The organism is Massilia aurea (assembly GCF_024753205.1).
Taxonomy (GTDB): domain Bacteria; phylum Pseudomonadota; class Gammaproteobacteria; order Burkholderiales; family Burkholderiaceae_D; genus Telluria; species Telluria aurea.
In genome coordinates this window covers 1-25,134 of sequence record NZ_JANUGZ010000008.1, presented here as the reverse complement: position 1 = coordinate 25,134, position 25,134 = coordinate 1, and the positions used below count along the sequence as shown (strand labels likewise).

11 protein-coding genes are annotated in these 25,134 nt (G+C 49.3%); 8 read left to right on the top strand and 3 right to left on the bottom strand.

Annotation, left to right across the window (positions count from 1 at the left end; all coding sequences use genetic code 11):
- Positions 1-39: 39 nt before the first annotated feature.
- Together NX775_RS23035 and NX775_RS23030 are read right to left on the bottom strand one after the other, a co-directional pair.
- The gene (locus NX775_RS23035) at positions 40-768 is read right to left on the bottom strand and encodes an SIMPL domain-containing protein (RefSeq protein WP_258838104.1); all 729 of its coding nucleotides are present in this window, start codon (positions 766-768) and stop codon (positions 40-42) included.
- Between the two features lie 2,343 nt (positions 769-3,111).
- Positions 3,112-4,257 carry an alpha-hydroxy acid oxidase gene (locus NX775_RS23030; RefSeq protein WP_258838193.1) on the bottom strand — a complete coding sequence of 382 codons (1,146 nt, stop codon included), beginning with the start codon at positions 4,255-4,257 and terminating at the stop codon, positions 3,112-3,114.
- Between the two features lie 213 nt (positions 4,258-4,470).
- Here NX775_RS23030 and NX775_RS23025 point away from each other — a divergent pair, with 213 nt between their 5' ends.
- Together NX775_RS23025 and NX775_RS23020 are read left to right on the top strand one after the other, a co-directional pair.
- Entirely contained in the window at positions 4,471-5,205 is a 735-nt protein-coding gene (locus tag NX775_RS23025) for a 4'-phosphopantetheinyl transferase family protein (RefSeq protein ID WP_258838103.1), read from the top strand.
- A gap of 140 nt (positions 5,206-5,345) precedes the next feature.
- Positions 5,346-6,143 carry an aspartyl/asparaginyl beta-hydroxylase domain-containing protein gene (locus NX775_RS23020; RefSeq protein WP_258838102.1) on the top strand — a complete coding sequence of 266 codons (798 nt, stop codon included), beginning with the start codon at positions 5,346-5,348 and terminating at the stop codon, positions 6,141-6,143.
- A gap of 234 nt (positions 6,144-6,377) precedes the next feature.
- On the opposite strand, the gene NX775_RS23015 is transcribed toward NX775_RS23020, so the two are convergent.
- Positions 6,378-8,531, bottom strand: a complete 2,154-nt coding sequence (locus NX775_RS23015; protein ID WP_258838101.1) for a TonB-dependent receptor plug domain-containing protein — start codon at positions 8,529-8,531, stop codon at positions 6,378-6,380.
- 378 nt (positions 8,532-8,909) lie between these two features.
- Here NX775_RS23015 and NX775_RS23010 point away from each other — a divergent pair, with 378 nt between their 5' ends.
- The 6 genes from NX775_RS23010 to NX775_RS22985 all read left to right on the top strand — a co-directional run.
- Complete coding sequence (locus NX775_RS23010) at positions 8,910-9,626, top strand: aspartate/glutamate racemase family protein (RefSeq protein WP_258838100.1); 717 nt, start codon at positions 8,910-8,912, stop codon at positions 9,624-9,626.
- Complete coding sequence (locus NX775_RS23005; protein ID WP_258838099.1) at positions 9,623-12,064, top strand: penicillin acylase family protein; 2,442 nt, start codon at positions 9,623-9,625, stop codon at positions 12,062-12,064. Before NX775_RS23010 ends, NX775_RS23005 begins: the two co-directional genes overlap by 4 nt.
- 5 nt (positions 12,065-12,069) lie before the next feature.
- Positions 12,070-13,749 (top strand): cyclic peptide export ABC transporter, encoded by a 1,680-nt coding sequence (locus tag NX775_RS23000; protein WP_258838098.1) that lies wholly within the window; start codon positions 12,070-12,072, stop codon positions 13,747-13,749.
- Positions 13,750-13,776: 27 nt separating this feature from the next.
- Positions 13,777-20,148 (top strand): non-ribosomal peptide synthetase, encoded by a 6,372-nt coding sequence (locus tag NX775_RS22995; protein ID WP_258838097.1) that lies wholly within the window; start codon positions 13,777-13,779, stop codon positions 20,146-20,148.
- Between the two features lie 7 nt (positions 20,149-20,155).
- A complete protein-coding gene (locus tag NX775_RS22990; RefSeq protein WP_258838096.1) occupies positions 20,156-23,500 on the top strand; it encodes a non-ribosomal peptide synthetase in 3,345 nt (1,114 codons plus the stop codon).
- A gap of 13 nt (positions 23,501-23,513) precedes the next feature.
- Positions 23,514-25,134 (top strand): condensation domain-containing protein (locus NX775_RS22985; protein ID WP_258838095.1); only part of this gene is annotated, 1,621 nt, incomplete at its 3' end.

The window sequence follows — 25,134 nt, the reverse complement described above, 5'->3', positions numbered from 1 at the left end:
CGGCTTCTTACACGGAGCCAGTATAATGGGGGATGGATATTACTTAATGCGATAGATTACGTCTACCTCTTGGCTCAATTTTTGAACGGCAACTAAAGTGTAGTCGGTCTCGGTCTCGGGCCGCCTTTCATTAAGGCGTTCCGAACGCTGAAAAGGCAAAGCCGCTGCAAGCCCAAATGAATTTGCAAGGTTCTTTAATGGAGAAATAGCAACAGCATTGACGGGGCCGACTTTTCCTCGAACTCCTTTTGCGATAATCAGGGCTTTTCTATAGGCTTCTGCAATAGCCTGATTAACAAGCTGAGATTCGATCTCGTTCTTGTTTGAAATACTGAAGGCAACAGCCATTGAATTAATATTTTGCATTCTCATCAGCGCGGTTACAATCTCCTGCCATTTGGACATCTCACGAACGGTAATGTGCACCGAGGTAAAAATTTCAATTGGAATCTGTTCGTTAGACACGTTTTGCTCAGCCGCCTTACGGCGGCGGGATTCAATATTCTGCACCGAAAGATCTTCACCTTTTACATTGTGATAGCAAAGCAACGCTTTGACGCTGGTAAGTGTTTCCTCAACCGTTTTCCAAGCTTGTTGCGAATCCAGATTACTGGACGTGATCTCAATATCAATCTCACCAATATCCGGACGAACATGAAGCATCGCACTCCCACTCACGTGTATGAAAGGATAATTAGGCAGATCATTAGCCTGAGCGAAAAACGGAAGGAAGGCTAAAGCCACGAACGCCAAAACTTTTCTCAACATGTTAATCCTATATAATTTGAATGTTAGATGTGATAATCAACAAAGATAGTCCGCTTGTAACAGAAGAATCTCTCGCATTGCTTCTAAAAATCCGACTTGCAATATCACACCTCTAGCGTGTTGCAATAGCAGCCAAAATCATCAATTCATTGTCGTGGTATTAAGCATCATTCGGCACTACTTGGAAAATTAAAGTCGATTCTACGGGCAGCCGAAATAGCGATGCACGCGACGCCAAGCCCGCTATTCATCGATGAAACCAAAAAATCCAGCTTTTCTCGAAACTTTAAAATTATCACAATTCAGCGTATGGTCTTTTTCGAGCATTCTATTTGAAAATCTGAAGACTTATAGCGCCTAAAAAATAGGCAAGCGCTCTGCACCCGTGACTACATCCCCGCAACGTTCGACCACCGCACCTATTCGCGCGGCCGGATAGGATCCGGTCTAATTCAAGTTCATCAGATAGTTCACCCAGAAATCTAGAGAATCGCCGATTAATTCATAATTTCCTAAGATTTCTCTCGTAAGCGCTTGATTTCTAATAGGGTGGATTTCCGGAAAACGAATTAATCAGCGCCACCCTAGCAACCTGTTTAAGAAATCCATTGTCACTCGCTTAACGGGACTAATCTCGATTCCACCAAAAAATTCCATAACTGACTAAAAAAACGAAGGTCGCAATCAGCACCGAATTACTCAATTATCAAAGTTAATGAATGGACATGCCGCCGACTAGATCAAATCATGCCCTTCTATCGAAATATCACGACGCATAGAAATCTTGTTATAAACACGCACCCTAGGAAAAAAGTTTAGTTCCGGGAAACTTTGTAGCCATACAAGTGAAGTAAACCAATACAAGTAAACTATAGAAAACGTTAAATCTCAATTTTGCATTAGATCGCAAAACTTGGCAATATTTATTTGGTGCAATTTAAAAAAATACCCTGGTAGCATAAGAACATTGGTGTCTGCCCCGACTTGGATCTCCGACGAACTCTCAACCTGCATGCCGATGTAATGAGCATAAATTTACAGAGCACATAGAGTTACTGCTGTTCAGTGTCAGCAAAACGCTCGGTGGCTGAATCAACGGTGAATATGCCTGAACAAGCTCTTCCGCTGACCGCAGTAGCATTCTGTCAACATTCAGATCGTCGAGCGGACGGGATCTGACCGCTGGAGCGCAGTTCGCCAAAGCACTGAAGGATTAGACGATCTAGCACTTGGAATTAAATCTGGTCGCCGCCGAAATTAAACAACTGCTGATTCAGAAGAACGCCAATCATCAACGCGAACGGGCCGTTAAACAGCCGCTGCATGCAGGTCGGGTACATGGCTTTGCACGGTCCACTACCGTCGCCAGCGCAGCGAAATATAGCTGCTACTACACCCGAAGCGCATCACCAAACTTATTCAGCCTCGCTTCGTGCTTATAGTCGGTTGAAAAATCATCTTGATCCCTGAAACTGAGTCAATTAGGGAAGCCACAATCGCCCATGCGAAACGGATTTGCTGCGGCCCTGAAGTTATTATCGCATGCGATCATATTTCTCGGACCGTTGTAACTAACGAACGACCGCTATCCCTGCGAAAAACACCGTGGATTATTTATGCACACGGGACTTTACTTTGGAACTCGTCGAACGCGCAGGATTGTGTACATTGCGTCGGAAATACATCGCTGTTATTTTGGAGACAGTATTGATCCAAATGCATTCGTCCAACTTGTAACTTAATTTCTAGGTCAGCGGCATCGTTTTAGTTATACTTTCCTTAATTATAGGTGGGGCTTTGTACGGTCGTGTTTTTCTTCGCAACGCGGCCGTTTCTAGTACAAAGACGTTGCTTAATTATTTGATCGTGCGTTTTCCGTCGCGACACCTTCACTGATTTCAAGCCGTCAGATAGAGAATCAAGATTTCCAAAATACTGACCTATAACGGAAAGCAGTTTTCGGATCGTCTTTACACGAGATATAAGAAGCCGAGCGGTGGTCATGCATTCGATCAGGCTTGCACGAGTATGATCATCTAGCACCGATCAGAGTTTCCATCATATCCATAAACCAACGGGATAGTGAAACGGTCGGCGTCCAAATGAGGCAAAATCCAATTTGACCGCAGTGCCGACCTGAGAAAGACCCTGCTCAGGTACCTCAAACTTTATAACCATGACATTTTACAGCGTGCCACCGGTATCAAAATACCAATTCCGGCTCAAAGACTGGCAACACGCCAAGCCGAAATTATTCGTTAAATGAGTTTATGAGCATGCGGAACTTAAAAATCAACTAAATCGGATGAAATTAATAAATTCATGAAGGAAAGAGCATGCATGCTAGTGCGATCCGGGAACGAGATTTTCTCTACTGATAGCTTTCACGTCTGAGAGACCACAGAGCCCCATTGTCAAATCGAGTTCGTTATGAATGATTTCCAAACATTTTGTAACGCCGGACTCGCCTAACGCCCCAAGCCCATAAACAAATGGACGACCTATGTGTACACCCTTAGCACCCAATGCCAATGCTCGCGCAACGTCCTGCCCGGAACGGATGCCGCCATCCATGTGTATTTCGATGCGATCTTTACAGGCATCAGCGATTAAACTAAGGGCTGCGATACTAGAGGATGTTCCATCTAGTTGCCGACCGCCATGATTTGAAACAATTAGCGCGTCGGCGCCGCAGGCGACAGCCAATTCGGCATCTTCAACGTCCATAATCCCCTTAACAATTAACTTTCCCGCCCACAATCTGCGTACCCATTGGACATCCTTCCACGTTAGCGACGAGTCAAATTGTTCAGTCGTCCAGGCTGCCAGTGAACTCATGTTCGATACATTGTCTACGTAACCCATGATGTTTCCAAACCCACGTCGCGATGTGGAAATCATACGCGCGCACCAAACCGGCCTACGCAACATGTCTACAATGTTCGCCCCGGTCATTTTGAGCGGTAACGACATACGGTTCTTTACGTCCTTATGGCGTTGTCCAAAGACAGCGACGTCTAAAGTTAGCACCAATGCGGAGCAATCGGCTTTTCGTGCTCGGTCGATCAGACACTTTACAAAGCTTCGATCCTTAAACATGTATAACTGAAACCAAAATGGGTTCACCGTGTGAGCTGCCACTTCTTCTATTGAACATATGCTCATAGTTGACAATGTAAAAGGAACGCCAAATTTCTCAGCAGCGCGTGCCGCCAAAATTTCACCATCAGCATACTGCATTCCTGCCAATCCGACTGGAGCGAGGGCCACGGGCATTGCAACCTCTTGGTCAAGCATCTTACTGCGCGTCGTCCGTTGGGCGACATTCAACCCGACACGCTGACGCAGTTTGATGCGAGCGAAATCCGCTTCGTTAGCAAGGTACGTTGCTTCAGTCCAAGAGCCTCCATCAACGTAATCATAAAACATGCGGGGAACACGCTTTCTAGCCAATTCTCGCAGATCTTCTATACATGTTATCGCGCTCATCTGATCAAACATTCCTTGTCAAACAGTACTAAGAAGCCAAAGTCATATATCCGAATTGCATAAATGAAGAACATGGCAGAGTACATCATATTCTTCCCGCGGCGGTTCTACAAGGAATGAGTAGCTAGAACAACCAGCGTTCTCCTAAAAAACTTCTTGACAGATAACTCGATTTTATAGCAATGTGATACGAAACCAATTCAAGCTGAGTAAATGCAGATGACTATTGCTCCGTCTATTTCGGGAATGCTCCGGCTACAAACAGTATATGTCAGTGCCGACCACATCCCAGTGCAACTGATTGAATTCGACCTCATGGAATTCCGAATGGACGCTTACCGACAGATGTCGATAGCATGCCCGGATCAGATTGCGCGTAGCGTATTTCGACGTCGGGTAGAGTTCTTTTTTGGTCGGCTCGCTGCAAGCTGTGCGCTCTCGCAGTATGGTGCCGCTCACATTCAACTTGAAATTGGCCCTCAGCGCGCACCTATATGGCCATCTGGTATAACAGGCAGTATCAGTCACAGCGACAGGTTTGCGGCGGCCGCGGTAATTCCTCATGAATTTGGAAATGGACTTGGCTTAGATATTGAGCGCCGTCTAGTAGGTACTGCTAAGCGAGACGTCGAATATGTTGTGCTAGACGAGGATGAGCGCAGACTGCTTGGTACTATCCCACTTAACCAGCGAGCAAACGCAGCAACACTTGCATTTTCGGCAAAAGAAAGCTTCTTCAAAGCTGTGTCGGCTTCTGTTGACGACATCTTTGGTTACGAGGTGATGCGAATTGACTCGATTGATCTCATAGCAAAAAAGATTAATTTCAGCTTGGTAAAAACAATAAGCGATGAGTTTCGCCAGGGCACAAAGGGTTGTGTTGACTTTCTAGAAATCGCAGACGATCATTACCTTACGCTCTATCGCAGACGGCCTTTTCACAATTGAGAAAACAGCTTTAATAGATCTACGTCATGAGCTTGTTAAACCGAATCAATACACGGAGTACGCGCCTATTTCCTCTCACAATTAAAGGGCTATCTAATCATTAAAAATGATAGAATTCTTGATCGCTAAAAGGAATAGATATGTTGAACACGTCAAAAATACATGTTAGTACTGTCGAGCGCGTGCTACAGGACGCCTCTTTACATTGGTCGTCAACCGATCTGCAACGCTTACGAGCAACGCTCGATATCTGGACAGGTAAAATCGTACCTGAACCATACCATGGTCAAGTCGCCAAGGGATTCTTCATGCCAGGTTTGAAAGATGAGGCCTGGATTTCCCCCTCATGTTTTAAGTTCGTTGATACGCTTCGTGAGAATTTTCTCAATATCAGAAGAGAGGCACAGCAGTTCGTGAACGGGACAATAGTTCCACCTCCCTACGGATTGGGTGGCAACGCGCCATCGAACGCGTTGCCGCTGCAAGGAAACCCCAAGCAGTGGCGCGAATGGAGGCTTTATCGCGCAGGCACTTTTTATAATGAACGGTGTCGCGCGTTTCCTGAGACAACACGCGTCCTACATGAGGTATTGAACCAGACGTCGTTCATGATGAATGCAATTTTTTTGATAATGGGGCCAGGGGAACATCTACGCCCACACACAGATCAGAACAATATTTTTGTAAATGTTTGGCTACCATTGGAAACGCCTTCCGGCTGTTATTTAACGATACGAGAGAAAACGATTAATCCGAAGGCCGGAGAAATATTTTCCTTCAATCATTCTTATACCCACTCGGCAGGCAACTTCGGTAACAGTAACAGAATAGTTCTGGCTCTTTCAGTTTTTCACCCCGAACTCACTGGAGCTGAACGTCAGGTAATTGCGAAACTTGCAGGAATGCTCACTGATTCCACCAATACTTTCCCCTATTAATGATGCGCATAGTGGTCTTTGTGGAGCGCAGTCTGAGTCTCATTATTCAGCACAACTTAGGACGACCACGCTTACGTGAGTAACCAAATTTCACATAAATTAATTTTTTGCTAAAAAGTTATCGAAGTATAGATAAAGAACGTACTACCACTCAAAATCTTGTCGTATTCGAATATGCCTATTTTGCACGGCTGATATCACCAGTGATAACAATAAAAAGCTGCTACGTGTCGATCAAAACTTTGATTCGTATTGAATTCGCCAGTTCAAATGGCCATCCACGATTCTTTGTCTCTCGAAGGTTCGCAGTTCGTCGGAATACAGATTTGATGAGTCGTTGTCTGTTTTTAAGGTATTGCGTAACGTGAAGCGCAACCTATTTGACGGGCTTATTCGATACACGAAATAAATATCCAGATCACGCTTCGCCGCCGTCCAGGTTGACTCTAGACGCGAGTTGCGGATTAATCCGCCGGCTACCACTGAGAGGCTTGCTCCATAGCCCCAAGAGCCTTTGATATAGTCAGCACCGACCGTGGCAGACCAAAGCGGTTGCTGGCTAAGACGGTTGTCAGGACCCGGGATGTTGTTCACTGTGGACCAGTTTCGGCTAGCGCTTAATCTTGTTTCTATCGCCGGCATTGTTGGCAGTAAGCGGTTCAGCGGAAACTTTGTTTCGAGCTCTAACGTCCGCACGGTGGCTCTGCCTAAATTTTCTGGTGTAGATATCCAGCGTTCGTCCTGAAGACGAAGTGTATTTTGAATAACATCTTTGATATCACGCGCGCCTGCGCTAATTGAAATCGTCGCTCCTTGCCCCCAGTTCCGCTCGTAAGATAGCTCAACACCGCTGGCTAACTCCGGTCTCAGCGCCGGGTTTCCAACCGTATCAGGCGTTACTGGAGTATTGATTGATGCATAGAAACGAGTTGGCACCAAGCGCGACAACTCGGGTGCTTTATATGTTCGCGTTATCGCGAGACGCAATTGGTCTTGTCGTTTGCCAGGAAGCTTCCACAAAGCTTGCATTAATGGACTGAATACTTGAGAACTTGATCTCGCGGAAATGTTTCCGCTTTCCGTTGTAACTTCGATCCGCTCACCTCGCATACCCAAGTATAGTGACCATTCCGGCCCAACTCTCCACTCATCCTGCAAATAAAGCGCAAGACGGCGGATGCTTGCATCGTAATTATTCTCGAAGTTAAACGGCATTCCCGTTGCGACGGCAGAGTCGCGCTGAACTTCTTCTTCTTGTAACTGACTATAACCACCGTCCCATCCGAAGTCGATCAAATGATTACTCGCAACCCCCAATGAGTATTTGCCTGTCCAAGTTAAACCTTGCTCACGGATGTCCGTGCCGTAATCTCGATTTAGCACAAGGATCGGTCCATCATATGCCTCTCGGTCGAAATCAAGCTGTCTACGAGATGCGAATAATCCAGCCTTGGTTTCCAACTTGGCCGCTTCCCCAAGATTTATAAGCCAGTTGAGGTCATTCCGAACGCTCCAGTTAATCCCACCAGCGTGCACGCTCTCCTCTGGATACGGATAATGGTTTCCAACTATAGTTTCAGTAGCAATACTTGAGCCACCACGATACCGACCAAGGTTGGCAAATCCTTGCCAAGTTAAACTATCGGCGCCTTCGCGCACCCAATTGACGCGCCCATTAAGATTAATGCCGCTCCTAGTATTGCTGTTCTGGCCTATGATTCGACGCAGACCAATCAACTCCCTGGAAGCGTTTTGCTCTCGCTCGGTAGTCGTCGCTGTCGGTGTACTGTCATTATGGTAAATCTGTGCGCCGAAATTATGTGAACGTTTGTCATGTTTGTCGGACCAAGCCAGGTTTGCGTTAGCAGAGCGTTCAGTCGGACCGCCGCCAAGTGCTCCCTTAACCTCCCCAGTAGCCTTATTTGCGACTTTTCTTAACACGACGTTAACTGTTCCAGCAATTGCTTGAGTACTGAACTCGGCTGTTGCTGAGCGTAAAATTTCAATCCGCTCAACTGCATCTGGAGCCAAGGTATCCAGCGAAAAACCAGCCGGTGGCCGCTCACCGTCGACTAACAGTTGCGTGTAACCGCTGCCTAGCCCGCGAAGTTGTACTTTCGAATCGCTTATCGTTATGCCAGGCAAACGTTTCAGTGAGTCAAGAAGAGACAAGTCACCGAACTTGACCAGCTCGTCCCGATTGACCACCGTTCGGCTTACCGGATCATCTCGACGGGCTGATTCAGCACTTCCACGGATCACTACAGTGGCTTTCCTGCTGGAATCGTCCCCACCGCTTGCAGGTTGCTGCTGAGCGACTGCTGTTGTACATGTTAGTAATGCTAATGTGGCTATACCCTGGCGTGGTGCTACAGAAACAATTCCCATCAGGAGGTCTCCCTTAACATTGAAGGTTAGTGCGCACTCAACTATTGAATAGAAGTTAGCATATGTCAACCACCTTATGCACAGGACATAAGCTTACGCACGAGGGAGCTTCAATTGCGGGATTATGCGCGCTAAGCTTCTTATGCAAGTCTCATAAATATGCGAAGTGCATGGTCTTCATGATCAGAATTTATTCTATTCGGGTAAGGTAAGAATGGGTTCAAGGGTGGTTGGCCTTAACTATAGAGAAAGTGAAAATACTTCCGCAATTAAAATATTTTAAGGTACACTCCTCACGTATGTGGTCTTTGTCAGATCTGTATTGACATACGTGGCGCGAGTCCAAAATCCTTTGGTTATTTTTACCTTAAGCACATCATGGGCAGAACGATCGGAATCCTTGGAGGAATGGGGACGGCTGCGGGCATACACTTCGCCCAAAGACTGGTCGACCTTAACCACACGGCGACAGGTGACAAAAGCCACCCGGCTTTCATCTTATATTCTAATCCGAGCATACCGGATCGCGGCTCCGCCTATCTATACGGGACCCATAGCCCCGTGACGAATATATGTTTCTCACTAAACAAATTGGCGTATCTAGGCGCTGATTTTGGTGTTCTAATCTGCAACACCGCTCATATTTATTTCGACGATATTGTGCAGAATTCAAAGCTTCCGTTAATTAACATGGTAGCTTCGGTAGCAGAAATGGTCGAGAAAATGCCTTTAAGTAAAATCGGCCTACTTGCAACCTCTGCTACAGTAAGTTCAAGACTGTATCATGATTATTTAGCGCCCAGCGGCATAGATGTGTTCACGCCCGACCAGAACGATCAGATTCATGTAGACCGTTCGATATACGACCCAGTCATCGGTATTAAGTCTACAGGGAATCGAATAAATTCGTTAGCGCTTGACCTGCTTGAACATGTGACTGAGCGCATGCATAGGGAATTTGGCATCGAGCATTTCATTCTTGGATGTACGGAGCTTTCAATGATTCCAATATGTGGCAGGCTAGAAAAATTTCAGTTTGTAGATCCGGTATCCTTGCTTGCCGAACGCTGCCTCTCGTCGGCGGGTTTCTTATGAGCGCACCTGACAGTCAATGGCAAAAAAAGCTTGTATCTTCACAACTTGCATTGCGTTTTATAATATTCTTGGTAGTCCCAGTTGTAATAATTTGCGTCACAATCTATTGGCAGTTATATAAAGCTCTTCCCCAGTCTGGTACGGTAACCTTCAACGGTGTCGGTCCAATTTCGGTCACTCGTGACCAACATGGTGTAACGTCTCTTCAAGCAAATAATCAACGCGATGTCTTTTTCGCAACCGGTTATGTGCATGCGCAAGACAGAGCGTGGCAGCTTGAAATTTTGAGGCGCACTGCGCAAGGTCGGTTGAGTGAGGTGCTCGGGAAGGGTAGCGTTCAACAGGACATTTGGTTCAGAACCTTGGGCATTTACCGCGCAGCGGCGTCGGCTCGGAAGGTACTTAGCCGTGATGCGTTCGCGTCATTGCAAGCCTATTCGGAAGGCGTCAATGCAGGACTTGATTCTCAGATAACCTTAGCGCCTGAGTTTCTCGTCTTTCGAGTAAAACCCGAGAGATGGACGCCAACAGATTCCCTAGCTGTAATTAAGCTATTTGCATTGACTATGGCCGGGAGCATGGATACTGAGCTCGAACGTTATGTAGCAAAACAGCTACTTGAGGCTGAGAAATTTGATTTGCTTTTCGGCCCGGCAGCTGCGCTAACACATGAAGCTGCTTTGTCTTTCCTCCCTCCCGCCGATGTTGTTGGTTCTATGTTGGATCGCTCACTCGTCGCCGGTACCTTGCTAGGTATCGGCGAAAAATATGCCGGCAGCAACGCTTGGGTTGTCTCCGGTTCACACACCACTGACGGTAAGCCGTTGCTAGCAAACGATCCACATATGGGGCTCTCAATGCCCTCTCCATGGTATGCCGTAAAGCAGACGGCCCCAGCTTTCGAGGCGGCGGGAATGACCATTGTTGGGACCCCGTTGGTAATTTTTGGAAAAAACAAGTCGATCGCTTGGGGCGGTACAAACATGATGGCCGACGTGCAAGATCTGTTTTTCGAGCAAGTTCGGGGCTCAGATTCACTGGAATACCGCGACGGAAGTGAGTGGAGGGCTTTTGAGGTCCGACATGAGACTATCAATGTCGCCCGTCCAAGTCCGTCTTGGTTACACGAAGAAATTCCTTCTATTCAGATTCGGGTACGTGAAACAGTACGCGGCCCTGTGATTAGTGATGTCCAATCCCATTTCGATCAACCGGTTTCGCTTAGATGGACGGGGCTAGACAGCGATGACACGTCCTATGAAGCTTTTTACCGCCTTAATCATGCTTCCAATTGGAGTGAGTTTCGCCGAGCGTTAGCACTTCAAGTCATCCCGACCCTGAATATGTTATATGCTGACAGTGACAATAACATCGGCTTTACCGCTGCAGGGAGGATTCCGGTGCGGGCGAAAGGCCAAGGCGCAATTCCTCAACCAGGCTGGACTCGCGAGTACAGCTGGACCAGCGTAATCTCGCCATTGTCAATGCCGTATATATATAATCCGGATCAAGGTTATATTGTGTCTGCCAACGATAAAATGGTCGAGGATATTTATCCCAGCTTTATTACGCTTGATTGGGCGCCAAGCTATCGTGCTATGCGAATCAAATCCCTGCTCCGCGAGGCAATTACAAGTCGAAAACCCATCGATAGTTCGCTAACTATGGCGATTCAAAATGATGTGGTCGCGCCTGAAGCGCGTGAAATGTTGCCGCTACTATTGCGTACCCAGCCGACGACGATGCTGGAGCGCGAAGCGCAGCAGTACCTACGCAACTGGGACCATCGCATGAGCCTTGACAGCCCGGCTGCGACAATTTTCAGCGTTTGGATGCAGCATTTCCAACAAGAACTTCTGGCTAGTCATCTAACCCATATTCATACACCGCGGCTGACAGCGCCGATGTTATCGTCATTAGTTGGCAATGTTTCGCCGGAGGTAATGATTCGTGCTATACATATGAGTGGTCCTGGCCTCTGTGCACAGTACGGCTGCCCTCAGGAGCTGCGTAAGTCATTCGAACGGACGCTACGAGACCTAACTAAACTTAGAGGCATGAAACCCGCTGACTGGCGTTGGGGGGGCGTTCATTCGTTACATTTACGCCATACTCCGTTCAGTCAAGTGCCCGTGCTTAGTAGTTTGTTCGATTGGCGTCATGAAAGCCCTGGCGGTCCTTATTCCCTGAACGTTAGCAACTCCAGATTTATCGGCTCGGGCGGTTATGAACAGACATTTGGTGCGACATTCAGACAAATCATGCAACCGGGTACCGGACTTCACCTGTTGATTGGCTCCTCTGGACAGTCAGGAAACCCATTCAGTTCCGATTATTCAAACATGAGCAAGCTTTTTGCGGCGGGGATGTATCTAGACATGACGAAATCTGCTCCATTTCCCGCATCGTCAGCGACATTTGAGCGAGTCCGGCATTGAGCTTCTTGGGCGAATTCGGCAGAAATGCGCCTAATAAGGTGTTTTTCTCGATTATATTTGGAGGCATCGCAGGATTAGCGTATTCCGCTTTGATTCCAACGCTACTTCTAGCAATTGAGATGCCTCAAACAGTAGGAGTATATTCTAAAGCTGAACCATATTACTTATTTGGATTAGAGATTTCTCATCATCGCACTGCAGCGTTTTTCTTAATGCTATGCATTATTATTTGGACATGTAGGACCTTGTCCCAGATACTCTTATTACAGGTGGCTAATGCGGTCTCCTCGGAGTTGCGTGAAAGACTGTTTCGGGCTGTGGCAGGCACTTCGGTTGAACGTCTAGAAAGGGTGGGGGTTGTGCGCGTAAATATGGCACTCACCATGGATGTCGGACGTATTGTAGTCGGTGCCCGTACGGCTCCAGACCTATTAATCCATAGTATTTCTGTTTTTGGCGTCCTTAGCTTCCTATTTTTCGTCAATACCGATCTGCTTATATTCATTCTGCTTATAATTCTGATTGGCGGTTTGTCCTATCGTGTTCCGATCTACATCGGCAGTCTATATCTTAAGCAAGCTAGGAAAGTCCAGGAACAACAGGGGGAGGCTACTTCCGCATTAATTCTTGGCGCAAAAGAATTAAAAATCAACGATGCTAAAAGAAGGCACTTTTTTAAGAACGTCCTCGTACGAAACGAGAAGTGCGCAGCTTCCTTGGAAATTCGTGGAGCGAGCATTACTCGTGCAGGTATAAGTTACGGAGACTTAGTCAGCGTTGGCACAATTGGTATTGTGTCCTTCATTTTCGTGAACTATCGTACCATTTCGCAAAACGAATTAACCGGTGTAATCATGGGTTTACTATATTTGGTCGGTCCGATTGCTGCCATTTTAAGTTCTGCCCCGCAAATTTCGCTCGCCCGTATTTCGCAACGGAGAGTAGACAGTCTGCTGCGCGAACTGCCGATTGAACCCGAGGACATCTCACCTAAAGAAGTGGAAGCTTGGAAGTGTATGCGTATTTGTGGCGCCACTTATCAGCACGCGGCGAGCGAGTCCGCTCGCAGTTTTTCCGTCGGACCTATCGACCTGGAACTACACAGAGGCCAAGTCACGATGTTGATTGGTGGCAATGGCTCTGGCAAGTCGACGATCGGAAAGTTGATAAGTATGCACTACCTTCCAATTACAGGCACGCTCCGATTCGACGATGTCGCCGTTTCCACCGAACTCGTCAGTTCGTATCGACAGGAGATTTCAGCAATTTTCCCTAGCTATTATTTGTTTGATCACCTTTTTGGCTTAGCGGAATACAATCAGACATTGATTGACAAATATCTGTCATTGTTAAAGTTGGAGGGTAAGGTCAGTATCGAAAACGGCCGATTCTCTACATTGAATCTCTCTGACGGGCAACGGCGGCGACTAGCGCTGCTAGCAACCTTTCTCGAAGATCGTTCGCTGTATGTCTTTGATGAATGGGCGGCGGACCAAGACCCGGAATTCAAGCACTTTTTCTATCAAGAGCTCCTTCAAGATCTTCGGAATGCGAACAAGGCAATTGTGGTTATTACACATGACGATCGGTATTTCTACATTGCAGACCAGCTCGTATTTATCGAGAACGGCCAGATAACGCATATGGAACACCGTACGCGTCTCCCCAATGATGTTCCGCACTAGAAGAATTTCAGTTCTTAAATTGCCGCCATGACACACAAAATTATCGAGCTTTCGCCGGTTCAGACCGAGATCTATCTGAATCAAGTCCAGGACTTGGAGAATCCTAGGTATAACGTAGGCGGGTTCATCCGGTTGAGTGCGGTAAACATCGAGCGCATTTCGAGTGCGCACGCGTTTTTAATAAGGACAAATGACGTCTTCGGAACTCGAGTCGCTAGGAGCGGTTTAGTGCACTACATTAGTTCGCAGCGTACGGACTCTTTACCATTAATTGACGTCAGTACGTGCTCTGACCCAATCGCGGCTGCCTGGCACCATGTCGATAAAATGTTTGAAGCGCCGTTTGTGCTGTTTGATTCTGAGTTGTTTCAAGCTCGATTATTGAAACTTCATACGAATGAATTTTGGTATGTTGGTCGAGCACATCACATTTGCATGGACGGCTGGAGTTTTGCGAACTGGGCTAAAAAACTCAGTCAGCTATATAACACTCTTCCCGAAGGGAATTTTGCGAGGCCTACCGGCGATCCTGTCGCACCGAAAAAAGGTAAACCAAATAACGCTCGGCTGCTCGCTCAGCAATCCTTTTGGCAAGAAACGCTTGAGAATCTACCAGAACCTTTCTTGGCGGGACGCCCTGCTCGACGAAGCGGACGGTTGACCAAGTCTCTGAGTTCGACCCAGCATAGCAGTGTGCTGGCTCTCGCTGCACAGTTCGACTCAAGCAATGCTCACGTCTATTCGGCGCTTGTAATCACCTATCTCTTCTTAGTGTATGGTCAAACCGATGTCGTTTTGGCGGTTCCATTCCATCACCGGACTACGCGTGCGCTAAAGGAGCTTTTGGGCACTTTCGCTGACATTGGTATATTACGTGTACATATCGATCCAGAGATGACATTCGAAGATTTGGTTCGCGAGGTCGGTATCCTTCAGAGGCGTAATTTGATGGGTCAGAGGTTACCATTAGTTCAACATCTCAGACAGACAGGACTACATCGCAGTGAGAGACCTGTCTATCAGGTCGCGTTTAATTATGTTCAGCTTGAAGCCTCTCTTCCGATCGGGACAGCCAACGGTCAACTGGTCTATTGCACGTCCTACCATGAGTCGACGCCGCTTTCCATTAATATATGTGAATATGGAGTCGATCTCGTTCCGGAATTGCAGGTCGATTACAACCTTGGATTCTTTGATAGCTCCGAGATAGCGCTACTGGCTGGCCGACTTGACCACCTTCTGGATGCCCTTTCAGCGATTAAGAACGTGCCTTTGCGTCAGGTTAACGCGATCCCTGAGCAAGAGTGGCATCGACTGCGGGAATGGCAGAGCCCGAGTCTGCTGACATCTGACAATGAGTATTGCTTGCATGAACTCTTTGAAAGGCGAGTGCGCGAGGATCCGCACGCGATTGCGCTCATTTGTGGAAACGAGCGCCTCACCTATGGGGAGCTGAATCGGCGCGCTAATCGACTCGCTCATCGATTGCTTACTTATGGGGTCAGACCTGATAAGCGCGTGGCGATCTGCCTTGGTCGCAACGTAGAAATGGTTGTGGGTGTACTCGGCGTCCTAAAAGCGGGAGGCTCCTATGTGCCACTAGACCCAATGCAACTGGATGAGAGACTTACCTTTGTTTTAGCCGATTGCAGTCCAGTCTTACTCCTCACTGAACGTGCCTTCTTTTCACGCTTCATGTTGGATATCCCAATCTTAGACATTAGTGTGCTTACGGTACAGGGGGCGGTTGGCGAATTGATCGAAGCTGACCTGCCCCGTCCCCAGGTCGGCCTTACGGCGTCCAATTTGGCCTACGTCATCTACACCTCAGGCTCGACAGGCACGCCTAAAGGTGTATTGGTAGAACATCGCCAAGTTGTCCGGCTATTTGATTCCACCGAACGACTATTTCACTTCTCAAATGAGGATACATGGTCACTGTTCCATTCGTTCGCATTCGACTTCTCCGTTTGGGAGATGTGGGGCGCTCTCGTTCACGGCGGGAAGCTGGTCATGGTGCCGACCGAGTGCGCACGTTCAGCTAGGGAATTCTATGAGTTGCTGTGTGCTGAAGGAATAACAGTTCTTAATCAGACGCCTAGTGCATTCAAGCAACTACAGGTAATGCAAGAGCAGACCCGGCGAGAGCATAGGCTACGCTACGTCGTGTTTGGCGGAGAAGCGTTGGACTTAAGAGGCCTACTCCCTTGGGTACAACGTAATCGACTCGAGCGCACCCAACTGGTAAATATGTATGGGATTACCGAAACTACCGTTCATGTGACTGTTCATTTCATTACGAATGACGATCTGAATCAGAACCGTAGCTTGATCGGAAAGCCGCTGAATGACCTGACCGTCTCAGTGCTGGACGCGGATTTGAGAACTGTCCCGATCGGAATTTGTGGTGAGTTCTACATCGGGGGAGCTGGGGTTTCGCGGGGCTACCTGAATCGTCCGGATCTAACGGCAGCGCGCTTCTTGCCTGTCCCATCTGAAAGAGTCGCCGATGCACGTTTGTACAAGACGGGCGATCTGGGTCGATGGCTTCCCAACGGAATTCTGGAGTATCTCGGCCGTAATGACTCCCAGATTAAGGTCCGAGGATTTCGCATTGAGCTTGGAGAGATCGAGGCGCACTTGGCGGCGATTCCCACCGTGTGCGAGGCCGTCGTTGTCGAACACACTGACCGTCAGGAAAATAGGCGTCTAATCGCTTACGTGAAGCCAGAGGCCGGCGCCATTCTTTACGCTGCCGAACTTCGTACCGAGCTCTCGAGAGTCCTGCCGGAGTATATGCTACCTAGCGCATTTGTAACCGTCGACTCGTTCCCGCTTACCTCCAATGGAAAACTTGATCACAAAGCGCTCCCTGAGCCGGGCACTAATGCCGTCGCAAGCCAGGCCTATGAGGCGCCGCGCGGCGGTACGGAAGCCGTTCTCGCCGCAATTTGGCAACAATTGCTGGGTCTTGAACGAGTCGGACGCAACGACCACTTCTTTGAACTCGGTGGCCATTCGTTGCTAGCTGTCCAGGTTGCGTCGCGCCTGCGCGCGGAACTCGGAGTTGAAATACCGCTACACGTTTTGTTTGCCGAACCTGTACTGTCGCGGCTTGCTGCGGTAGCTGGGCGTACTGCCCAACTCACTCTGGAAGGCCCACTGCCGGTCAACCGCAACCAGCCCCTGCCGCTTTCGCTTGCCCAACAACGCCTGTGGTTCTTATCCCAGCTCGACCCCACTGCCAGTGCTGCTTACCACATGCCGGCTGGTCTGCGCTTAGATGGCTGCCTCGATCGTCGTGCGCTGTGCTCTGCCCTCGACCGCATCGTTGCCCGTCATGAGATCTTGCGCACAACTTTTGCTAGTGGTGCTGGCGAAATCATTCAACGGGTCGGTACCACCGAAAGCGGCTTCGCAATGCAATTTCACGATTTGCAAAGCGTACCGGAACAAGAGCGGGTTGGACTATTCACGCAAATTTGTGCTGAGGAAGCGTCGGCCCCGTTTAACCTGGAGACCGGGCCCCTAGTCCGCGGACGTCTTTTGCAACTGGGTGAGCATCAACACTTACTGTTCTTCACACTGCACCATATCGTCACCGATGGCTGGTCTATCGGTCTGTTTATTAACGAGCTAGCGACCATATATCGTGCGTTCTCCAGTGGCTTGGCCGATCCGCTGCCGCCATTGCGCCTACAGTATGCTGACTTTGCCTCGTGGCAGCGTCGTGACGCACTTGCAGCCTCGATGGAGCAACACGCAATTTACTGGCGGAGGCAACTGCATGATGCTCCCGCCTTACTGCAGCTTCCGGTTGACCGTCCACGCCCTCCACAACAAGGTTACGCAGGTGCCACAGCACGAGTGAAGCTCGATTCTGCTCGTACGGATATGTTACTTCGCCTTGGCCAGCGCCACGGGACTACCCTGTTTATGACACTGCTTGCCAGCTGGGCAGTGCTTCTGACACGCCTATCCGGACAAGACGATGTGGTAATCGGGACGCCTATGGCGAACAGACGAAGTGTGGAGGCGGAAGAATTGATCGGGCCCTTTGTCAATATGTTGCCGCTGCGCGTTTGGTTTGCTGACGGACCAACTGTCAGCCAACTGCTCGCCCAAGTCAAAAAAACATGCTTGAGCGCACATGAGCACCAGGATTTTCCGTTTGAACGAATCATTGATGCGGTTGGTGCGGACCGTCATCCCAGCTACAGTCCGCTCTTTCAGAGCGCCCTGATATTAGACAATACGCCAACTCGAAAGCTGGAACTTCCGGGGCTGACATTATCGCCTTGGGAGCCAGTATATGTCGGGGCTAAACATGACTTGAGCTTGCACGTCGTCGAGGAAAACGGGAGTATTGATTGCACGATCGTCTATAACACTTCTCTCTTCGACAGCAACACTATTCAAGCATTCGTGCGTCACTGGTCTCAAATTCTTAGCGCGATGTGCGGCAACGACAACGCTAGTGTCTCAACACTTGGCGCGGATGATATCGAGGAGCTTGAAGTGGCATCGCTGCCGGATCACCCAATTATCCCATCGCCGTTGTTTATTCCTTTCGCTCCGCACGAAATCAACCAGACCATTGGAGAACGCTTTATAGCACAAGTACAGCAACATTGGAATGACACCGCCATCATGTCGATGACACGGAACTTAAGCTATGGCGAAGTATACATGATGGCCCAGCGGGTAGAACAATCTATAGTAATTGCACAAGCAGTCGAGGCTCCAGTAGGCCTGCTGCTGTCGCATGGCGAAGAGATGATCGTAGGAATTCTTGGCACCCTCTTAGCCGGTCGATGCTACGTCCCGTTGGATCCGGAGTATCCGCAATCAAGATTGGCATTCATGGTTCGTGATTCCGGCATGACCCACATCATTGCGAGTACTACTCACCTGACGCTGGGCAGACACATCGCAGGCACTTCGCTCCAAGTGGTAACAATGGACCAAACGCCATTACTAGACAGTAAGGCATACCCGCCAGCAATGCGGCGATCACTAGGTGTGCCAGACGACATCGCGTACATTCTGTACACGTCCGGCTCGACAGGTCAGCCCAAAGGGATCGTACAAAACCATCGAAATGTTCTGTACTTTTGTAGTTGCTACACAAACAATCTTGCCATTTCAGCATCTGACCGCGTGGCTTTGGTTGCATCATTTAGTTTCGATGCCGCCGTTATGGACTTGTTCGGTGCCTTGCTGAATGGCGCGTGCTTAGTACCAATCCACCCCAAGGCGCTCGATGCCGAAGGTCTGCGGGGCCACCTTTCCAACAAAGAAGTAAGCATTTACCATTCGACCCCGACGCTTTTCCGTCATTTGTTCGCGGCTGAGGCCAGCGTTCGTCTACCGAAGGTGCGAGCCGTTGTCCTCGGCGGGGAATTGGCAAGTCGAACGGATCTCGATATCTATCTGAAGGCATTTTCTGATACCTGCGTTTTCGTAAATGGTTATGGACCAACCGAGTCCACATTGGCGCTACAGCGCTTCCTCGACAAGCCGAAAGCTCGGCTGAACGGTCCAATCACCGTCGGCTACCCGGTAGCAGGAACGACAGTCAGGATCGGAGATCCGAATACACCCCTTACTGCCTTCAAAACTGGTGAAATCTACATCCGAAGCGGCCACCTCGCCGTCCAGTACCATGGTCGTCAAGAACTCACTTCGACTGCTTTTGGAACTTCGTCGGATGGAACGAGATATTACCGCAGCGGCGACATCGGGCGGGTTCTCGCCGATGGCAGCGTCCAGATACTTGGTCGCGCCGATAACCAGATCAAGCTGCGTGGCATACGTATTGAGCCAGGTGAAATCGAATTTCAGCTCAAGCGCTGCCATGGCGTTCAAGATGCGATCGTTGTGCTGCGCGAAGATCAACCTGGCGACCAACGTTTGGTTGCTTACATTATCGCCGATGAACGCTGGGAACAATCGGACGTACTCGCCAATCTGACACAGACTTTACCGAGTCAGATGATCCCGTCGTGCTTTCTTCAGTTAAAGCAACTCCCATTGACACCAAGCGGGAAGGTAGACCGGCGTGCGCTTCCAGAGCCGCCTGTGGCTTGTTCAGCGTCATTTACACCGCCTATTACCGGTACCGAAATCGCGCTGGTTCGTATCTGGAGCGACTGCGTGGGAAGGACCGCTATCGGCGTCACCGACAACTTTTTCGGAATCGGTGGCAACTCCCTTGTACTGATACAAGTATATTTTCGCATTAATCAAGAATTCAATCTGAATCTTTCGCTGTCCTCGGTGATGAAACTTCAAACGATAGAAATACTCGCAAGAACCATCGATGAGCTGCTGGTTCAACGAGCCGCTCATAATCGGATCATGGAAAGCGCCCCTCAGAAAACTGGAATCAGGATCTAATCAGACAATGAATCTCCATCCAAAAGACTTACTTGCAAGTCTGCACGCAGCCGGCGTGACGGTCACCCGTGACGGTAACGACCTCATTCTTCATACGGAAAACGAAGTCGTGCCTGAGCATTTGATCGACGCCGTGTGCGCTTTAAAGCAAGCACTACTAGGGTATCTTGATACCTTGGTTGCCCCCAAATCGATCACGGCGCAACGGGATCGATGGCTAGCGCCGAATCGCTGTCCAGCATCTCCGGCACAGAGACAGTTATGGCTGGCGCACCGCGCCTCCGATAGTCCCGCGACGTACAACCTGACCACTATTTTTCGTGTGTTTGGATCATTCGACATCGCTCGATTTGAGCTGGCTGTCGACCAGGTCATCGAGCGGCATGAAGTATTGCGCACAACTTTCCACGAATGCCCTGATGGACTAATCCAGCAAATCGAACCAGACCTGAAAATTGGAGTTGCTCGTGCATTAGTTAATAGCGTTGCGCACGAACTGCAATCCCGGTCCTACCTAAATGAATGGACCTCTCAAGAGTTCGATCTCAACCACGGGCCGCTGCTACGAGTTGGGGTCGTGGCAGAAGCGCCGGATCAGTATGTCGTATCTCTGGTCGTGCATCATATCGTTTTCGACGCTTGGTCTGCTCATGCTCTTCTCTACGAAGTGCTCACGACTTACGCCGGTATCGCAGCAGGCAGAACAGACAAAGGCAGTGTACAACCGCTCCAGTTTGCTGACTACGCTTTCTGGCAGCAGAATCTGCGTGATAGCGGTCGTACGCAAGAGCAACGAAATTTCTGGTCGAGGACATTGTCGCAGGCTCCTGCAGTAACCACGTTGCCTTACGACTTCCCAATCACCGAGCGCCCTACTTCGGAAGGCGCAGCCGTCAATCTCGCTTTCACCCCTGAGCTTTCAGCGGCCGTATTAAAGTTCGCCACAGCACACAATACCAGTCTTTTCAATGTCACTGCGACGGCGCTTATTGCGCTCCTTGCCAAATACACATCGCAGGAGGACCTTTGTATTGGCGTGCCCGTTTCGAACAGAAACAATGCAGAACTCCAGTCGTTAATCGGCTTTCTTGTCAACACGGCGGTGTTACGTCTCACCTTTCCTCCAGACGCCACATTTATCGGCCTGTTAGAACAGTGCAAGCACGCGATGCAGGATATGTACGCTAACAGCGACCTGCCCTTTGAAGATGTTCTTCAGAAAGTTAAGCCTGATCGCAGCGCCATTCACTCCCCGCTGTTTCAAGTAATGCTTTCAGTCTTACACACACGGGAGGTAGAGATGGGTTCAACTGGTCTGCGTTGCGAACTCGTCGACCCGCATACGGGGAACGTGAAGTACGATCTAGTCCTGAACCTTCGGGAGCATCATGGCGCTCTGACGTGTCGGCTGGAGTACCGCACCCAACTCTATGAGAGAAGTACCGCAGTTCGATTTCTCGCCAATTTCCAGCACCTACTAAGTCAGGTCGTCTCAGCAGCAAACTGCAAACTCGATCAACTATCGTATGTTTCCCCTTCCGAGCTAACGCTCCAGCACGACACCTGGAATGCAACTCAAACGCCGGTGCCAGAAGAGTGCATCCATGCGCAGTTCGAACGCCAAGCGCACGCATTCCCTAGCGCAATCGCAATCGTCACCGATACGCGGTCATACAGCTATGAGGAATTAAATACCCATGCGAACAAATTAGCATTCGAGCTGCTTGAACGTCTCGTCAAACCTGGAGATCGGATCATGATCTGCATGCCGCGCAGCGTAGATCTGATTGCCCTCATTCTCGCGGTGGTCAAGGTAGGTGGCATTTTTGTGCCCGCCGATCCCGCCGAACCGACCGAACGACTCAAGCAAATTTTTTCCAATGTAAAACCGTCACTATTTATTGTGACTGATTCTATTGCGCACAGGATTAATCAGGCTGCGACGACTGTAGCGTATGAAGCGTTCGCGCACTGCGCCGCACGCCACGCTAAAAATAATCCTTCGATTAAGGTCAGCAGCGGGGACAGCGCTTATATCATGTTTACGTCAGGTTCAACCGGTACACCAAAAGGCGCGTTAGTCAAGCACCGCGGACTAATCAACCGTTTTAGATGGCAGACGCGTGTCCATGGATATACGAAAACCGACATTTTCGTGCAAAAAAGTCCGATTACATTCGATACCGCTGTTTGGGAAATTTTTATCCCGTTATCAATTGGAGCTCGGCTTGTGGTGGCCGATCATGATGGCCATCGCGACCCGGAATATCTGGCAAACCTAATCGCGCAGCATGGAATTACAGTTATTGATTTCGTACCGTCGATGCTAGCCGTTTTCCTAAATTATTGTGGGGTGCGCGGCGAAATGATTCGGACCCTCAGACACATCATTCTGGGTGGAGAACCCCTTCCGTTGCGCTTACTGTATGAGTTAAAACGGCGGTCGGCGGCTCGCGTTTATAATCAATACGGGCCGACTGAGACATCAATCGGTGTGACGGCGTGGATAGGAGACGCAAACGCACGCCAGGTGTCCATCGGCCGGCCTATCGACAATACGCGCATCTATATTTTGGACGTCAGGCAGCAACCCTTACCGGTCGGTGCTGTGGGCGAACTCTTCATTGGCGGTACACCGGTCGGAGGGGGGTATTTTGGACGAGACGACCTTACCAAAAAGGCGTTCCTGAGCAATCCGTTCCTTGAGAACGATGTGTTGTACCGTACTGGTGACATTGCGCGGTATTTACCTGACGGTGAGATTGAGTACCGGGGTCGCGTCGATAGCCAAGTCAAGATCCGCGGCATTCGCGTGGAACTTGGGGAAGTGGCTCGTGCTTTACTCGATCACGCGGCCATCCGCGAAGCATTCGCAAAGATGACTGATGGTGAAGGAAGAAGCGAATTAAGTATCTACTACGTGAACTCAAGTCCAGTAACTATTGCGCAATTGCGACAACACTTAAAACAGCGTTTACCTCGCCACATGCTACCGACGCATTACGTCGCACTCGAAATTTTTCCGCTGACCCGCAACGGCAAAGTCGACGAAAAAGCATTGCCTATTCCAGTACACACGCCATCCACTGTAATTCGGGCGCTTAGAACCCCAACTCAACACGCACTTGCCCGAATCTGGCATTCCTTGCTCTCGGTACTTCCTTCCAGTCTCGATGATGATTTCTTTGAGCTCGGAGGACATTCGATCATAGCAACGCAGTTGATCTTGGCTTTACGAGAGCAACTACAATCCGATCTATCCCTCAAAGATGTATTCGAATTTTCTACCGTAGAATCGATGAGCGAGCGGATTGAGCAGATGCGTTACCTCATCGAGACCTTCGAGATCTAAACAGTAAACTGACGTGAACCCAACGATGATGAACTTGTCCGACTTGATTGCCTCACTGCGTGCCAAAAGCGTGAATTTCTCCATCAATGGTGACAAGATAAGCTTCGATGCGCCAGCTGGTGTGATATCGGCTGATCTGCTTGATCAGCTGCGAAAGCATAAGTCAGAATTACTCGAGTATCTAATGAGAACGCCCCAACAGGAGGATGTCTCCCTATTGCCAAAAACTGCGCCCGCGTCCGCCGCTCAGCAAAGGATGTGGTTTCTTAATCGTGTCGGCAATAGTAGTCAATACAATATTCGCTCACTCTTTCGTCTTCAAGGGTCTTTCGAGCTCGCTACGTTCACGGACGCGCTCAACGAGATTATTTGTCGACATGAGATATTGCGAACGTTTTTTACGTGGGAAAACGAGGTCCTCGTTCAGCATATCTTGCCAGAGCTCAGCATTCCGATTATTCCGCACGATGCGCAACATATGGACGCGGTGGACCGTAGCGATAAAGTAATGGAGATGGCAAAGGTGGAGGCGGACAAACCTTTCGACTTAGAACACGCCCCGCTAATGCGCTGCAGCATATTCCGGCTACGCCCTGATGAACACCTCGTTCATTTCACGATACACCATATCATCGCGGATGGTTGGTCTATGGCAGTCCTGATCAAGGAGTTTGTCCGGACTTACGCTGCTCTAATGGACACCGCTAGCGCCCCCTTACCGCCACTAACCCTGCAGTATTCGGATTTCGTCCGATGGCAGCGCCAATGGCTAACGGAAAAACGCGTTAGCGACCAGCTTGCTTATTGGTCCGCGCAGCTAAATGGCGCGCCTCCGCTCTTGGACTTACCAACTGATCGCCCGCGTCCCGCCGTCTCTTTAAAGAACGGCGCGATCATTGAAATGAGCGTCCCGAGCGATCTAGATTTCTCGCTTGATCTGTATAGTAAGGACGAGCGCACGACCGTTTTTATGGTTTTCGCTACGGCGCTCAAGATTCTCTTTGCCCGCTATACCGGCCAGGATGATATCTGTATTGGGACCACAGTAGCTGGAAGAACGCGTGCCGAATTTGAACCATTGATCGGTTTGTTCCTCAATACGATTGTCCTACGCACGCGCGTCGTTTTGGACAAGACGTTCTCAGAAGTGCTCCGGGAGGTCCGCACCAACGCCCTGAATGCTTATAGCAACCAGGATGTGCCATTTGAACAGGTAATCGAAGCGCTGAATCCAGCACGTCATCCGAATCATTCGCCTTATTTTCGGGTTATGCTCGTGCTGCAAAATACACCCACAGCGGAACTGAAGTTACCCGGACTTTCTATGTCTCCTGTCAAGCTGCAGGAGGCGTTCGCAAAGTTCGATTTGACTATTAATGTAAGGGAAGAAGAAGGGCGGCGTGTCGTTCAGTTCCAGTATAACGCAGACCTTTTCGACGCAACGACGATCGATCGGCTTGGGAGGCATTTGATTGCTGTGCTACGCGCCGCCGCTGCGGCCGATCCGCTTCCGATACATGACATTCAGATCCTGTCTCACTCGGAGCGTCATCAGCTGCTCGCGGTGTTCAACGACACTGCTGTGCCCTACCCGCGTGAGCACCTGCTGCACCAGCTGTTCGAAGAACAGGCCA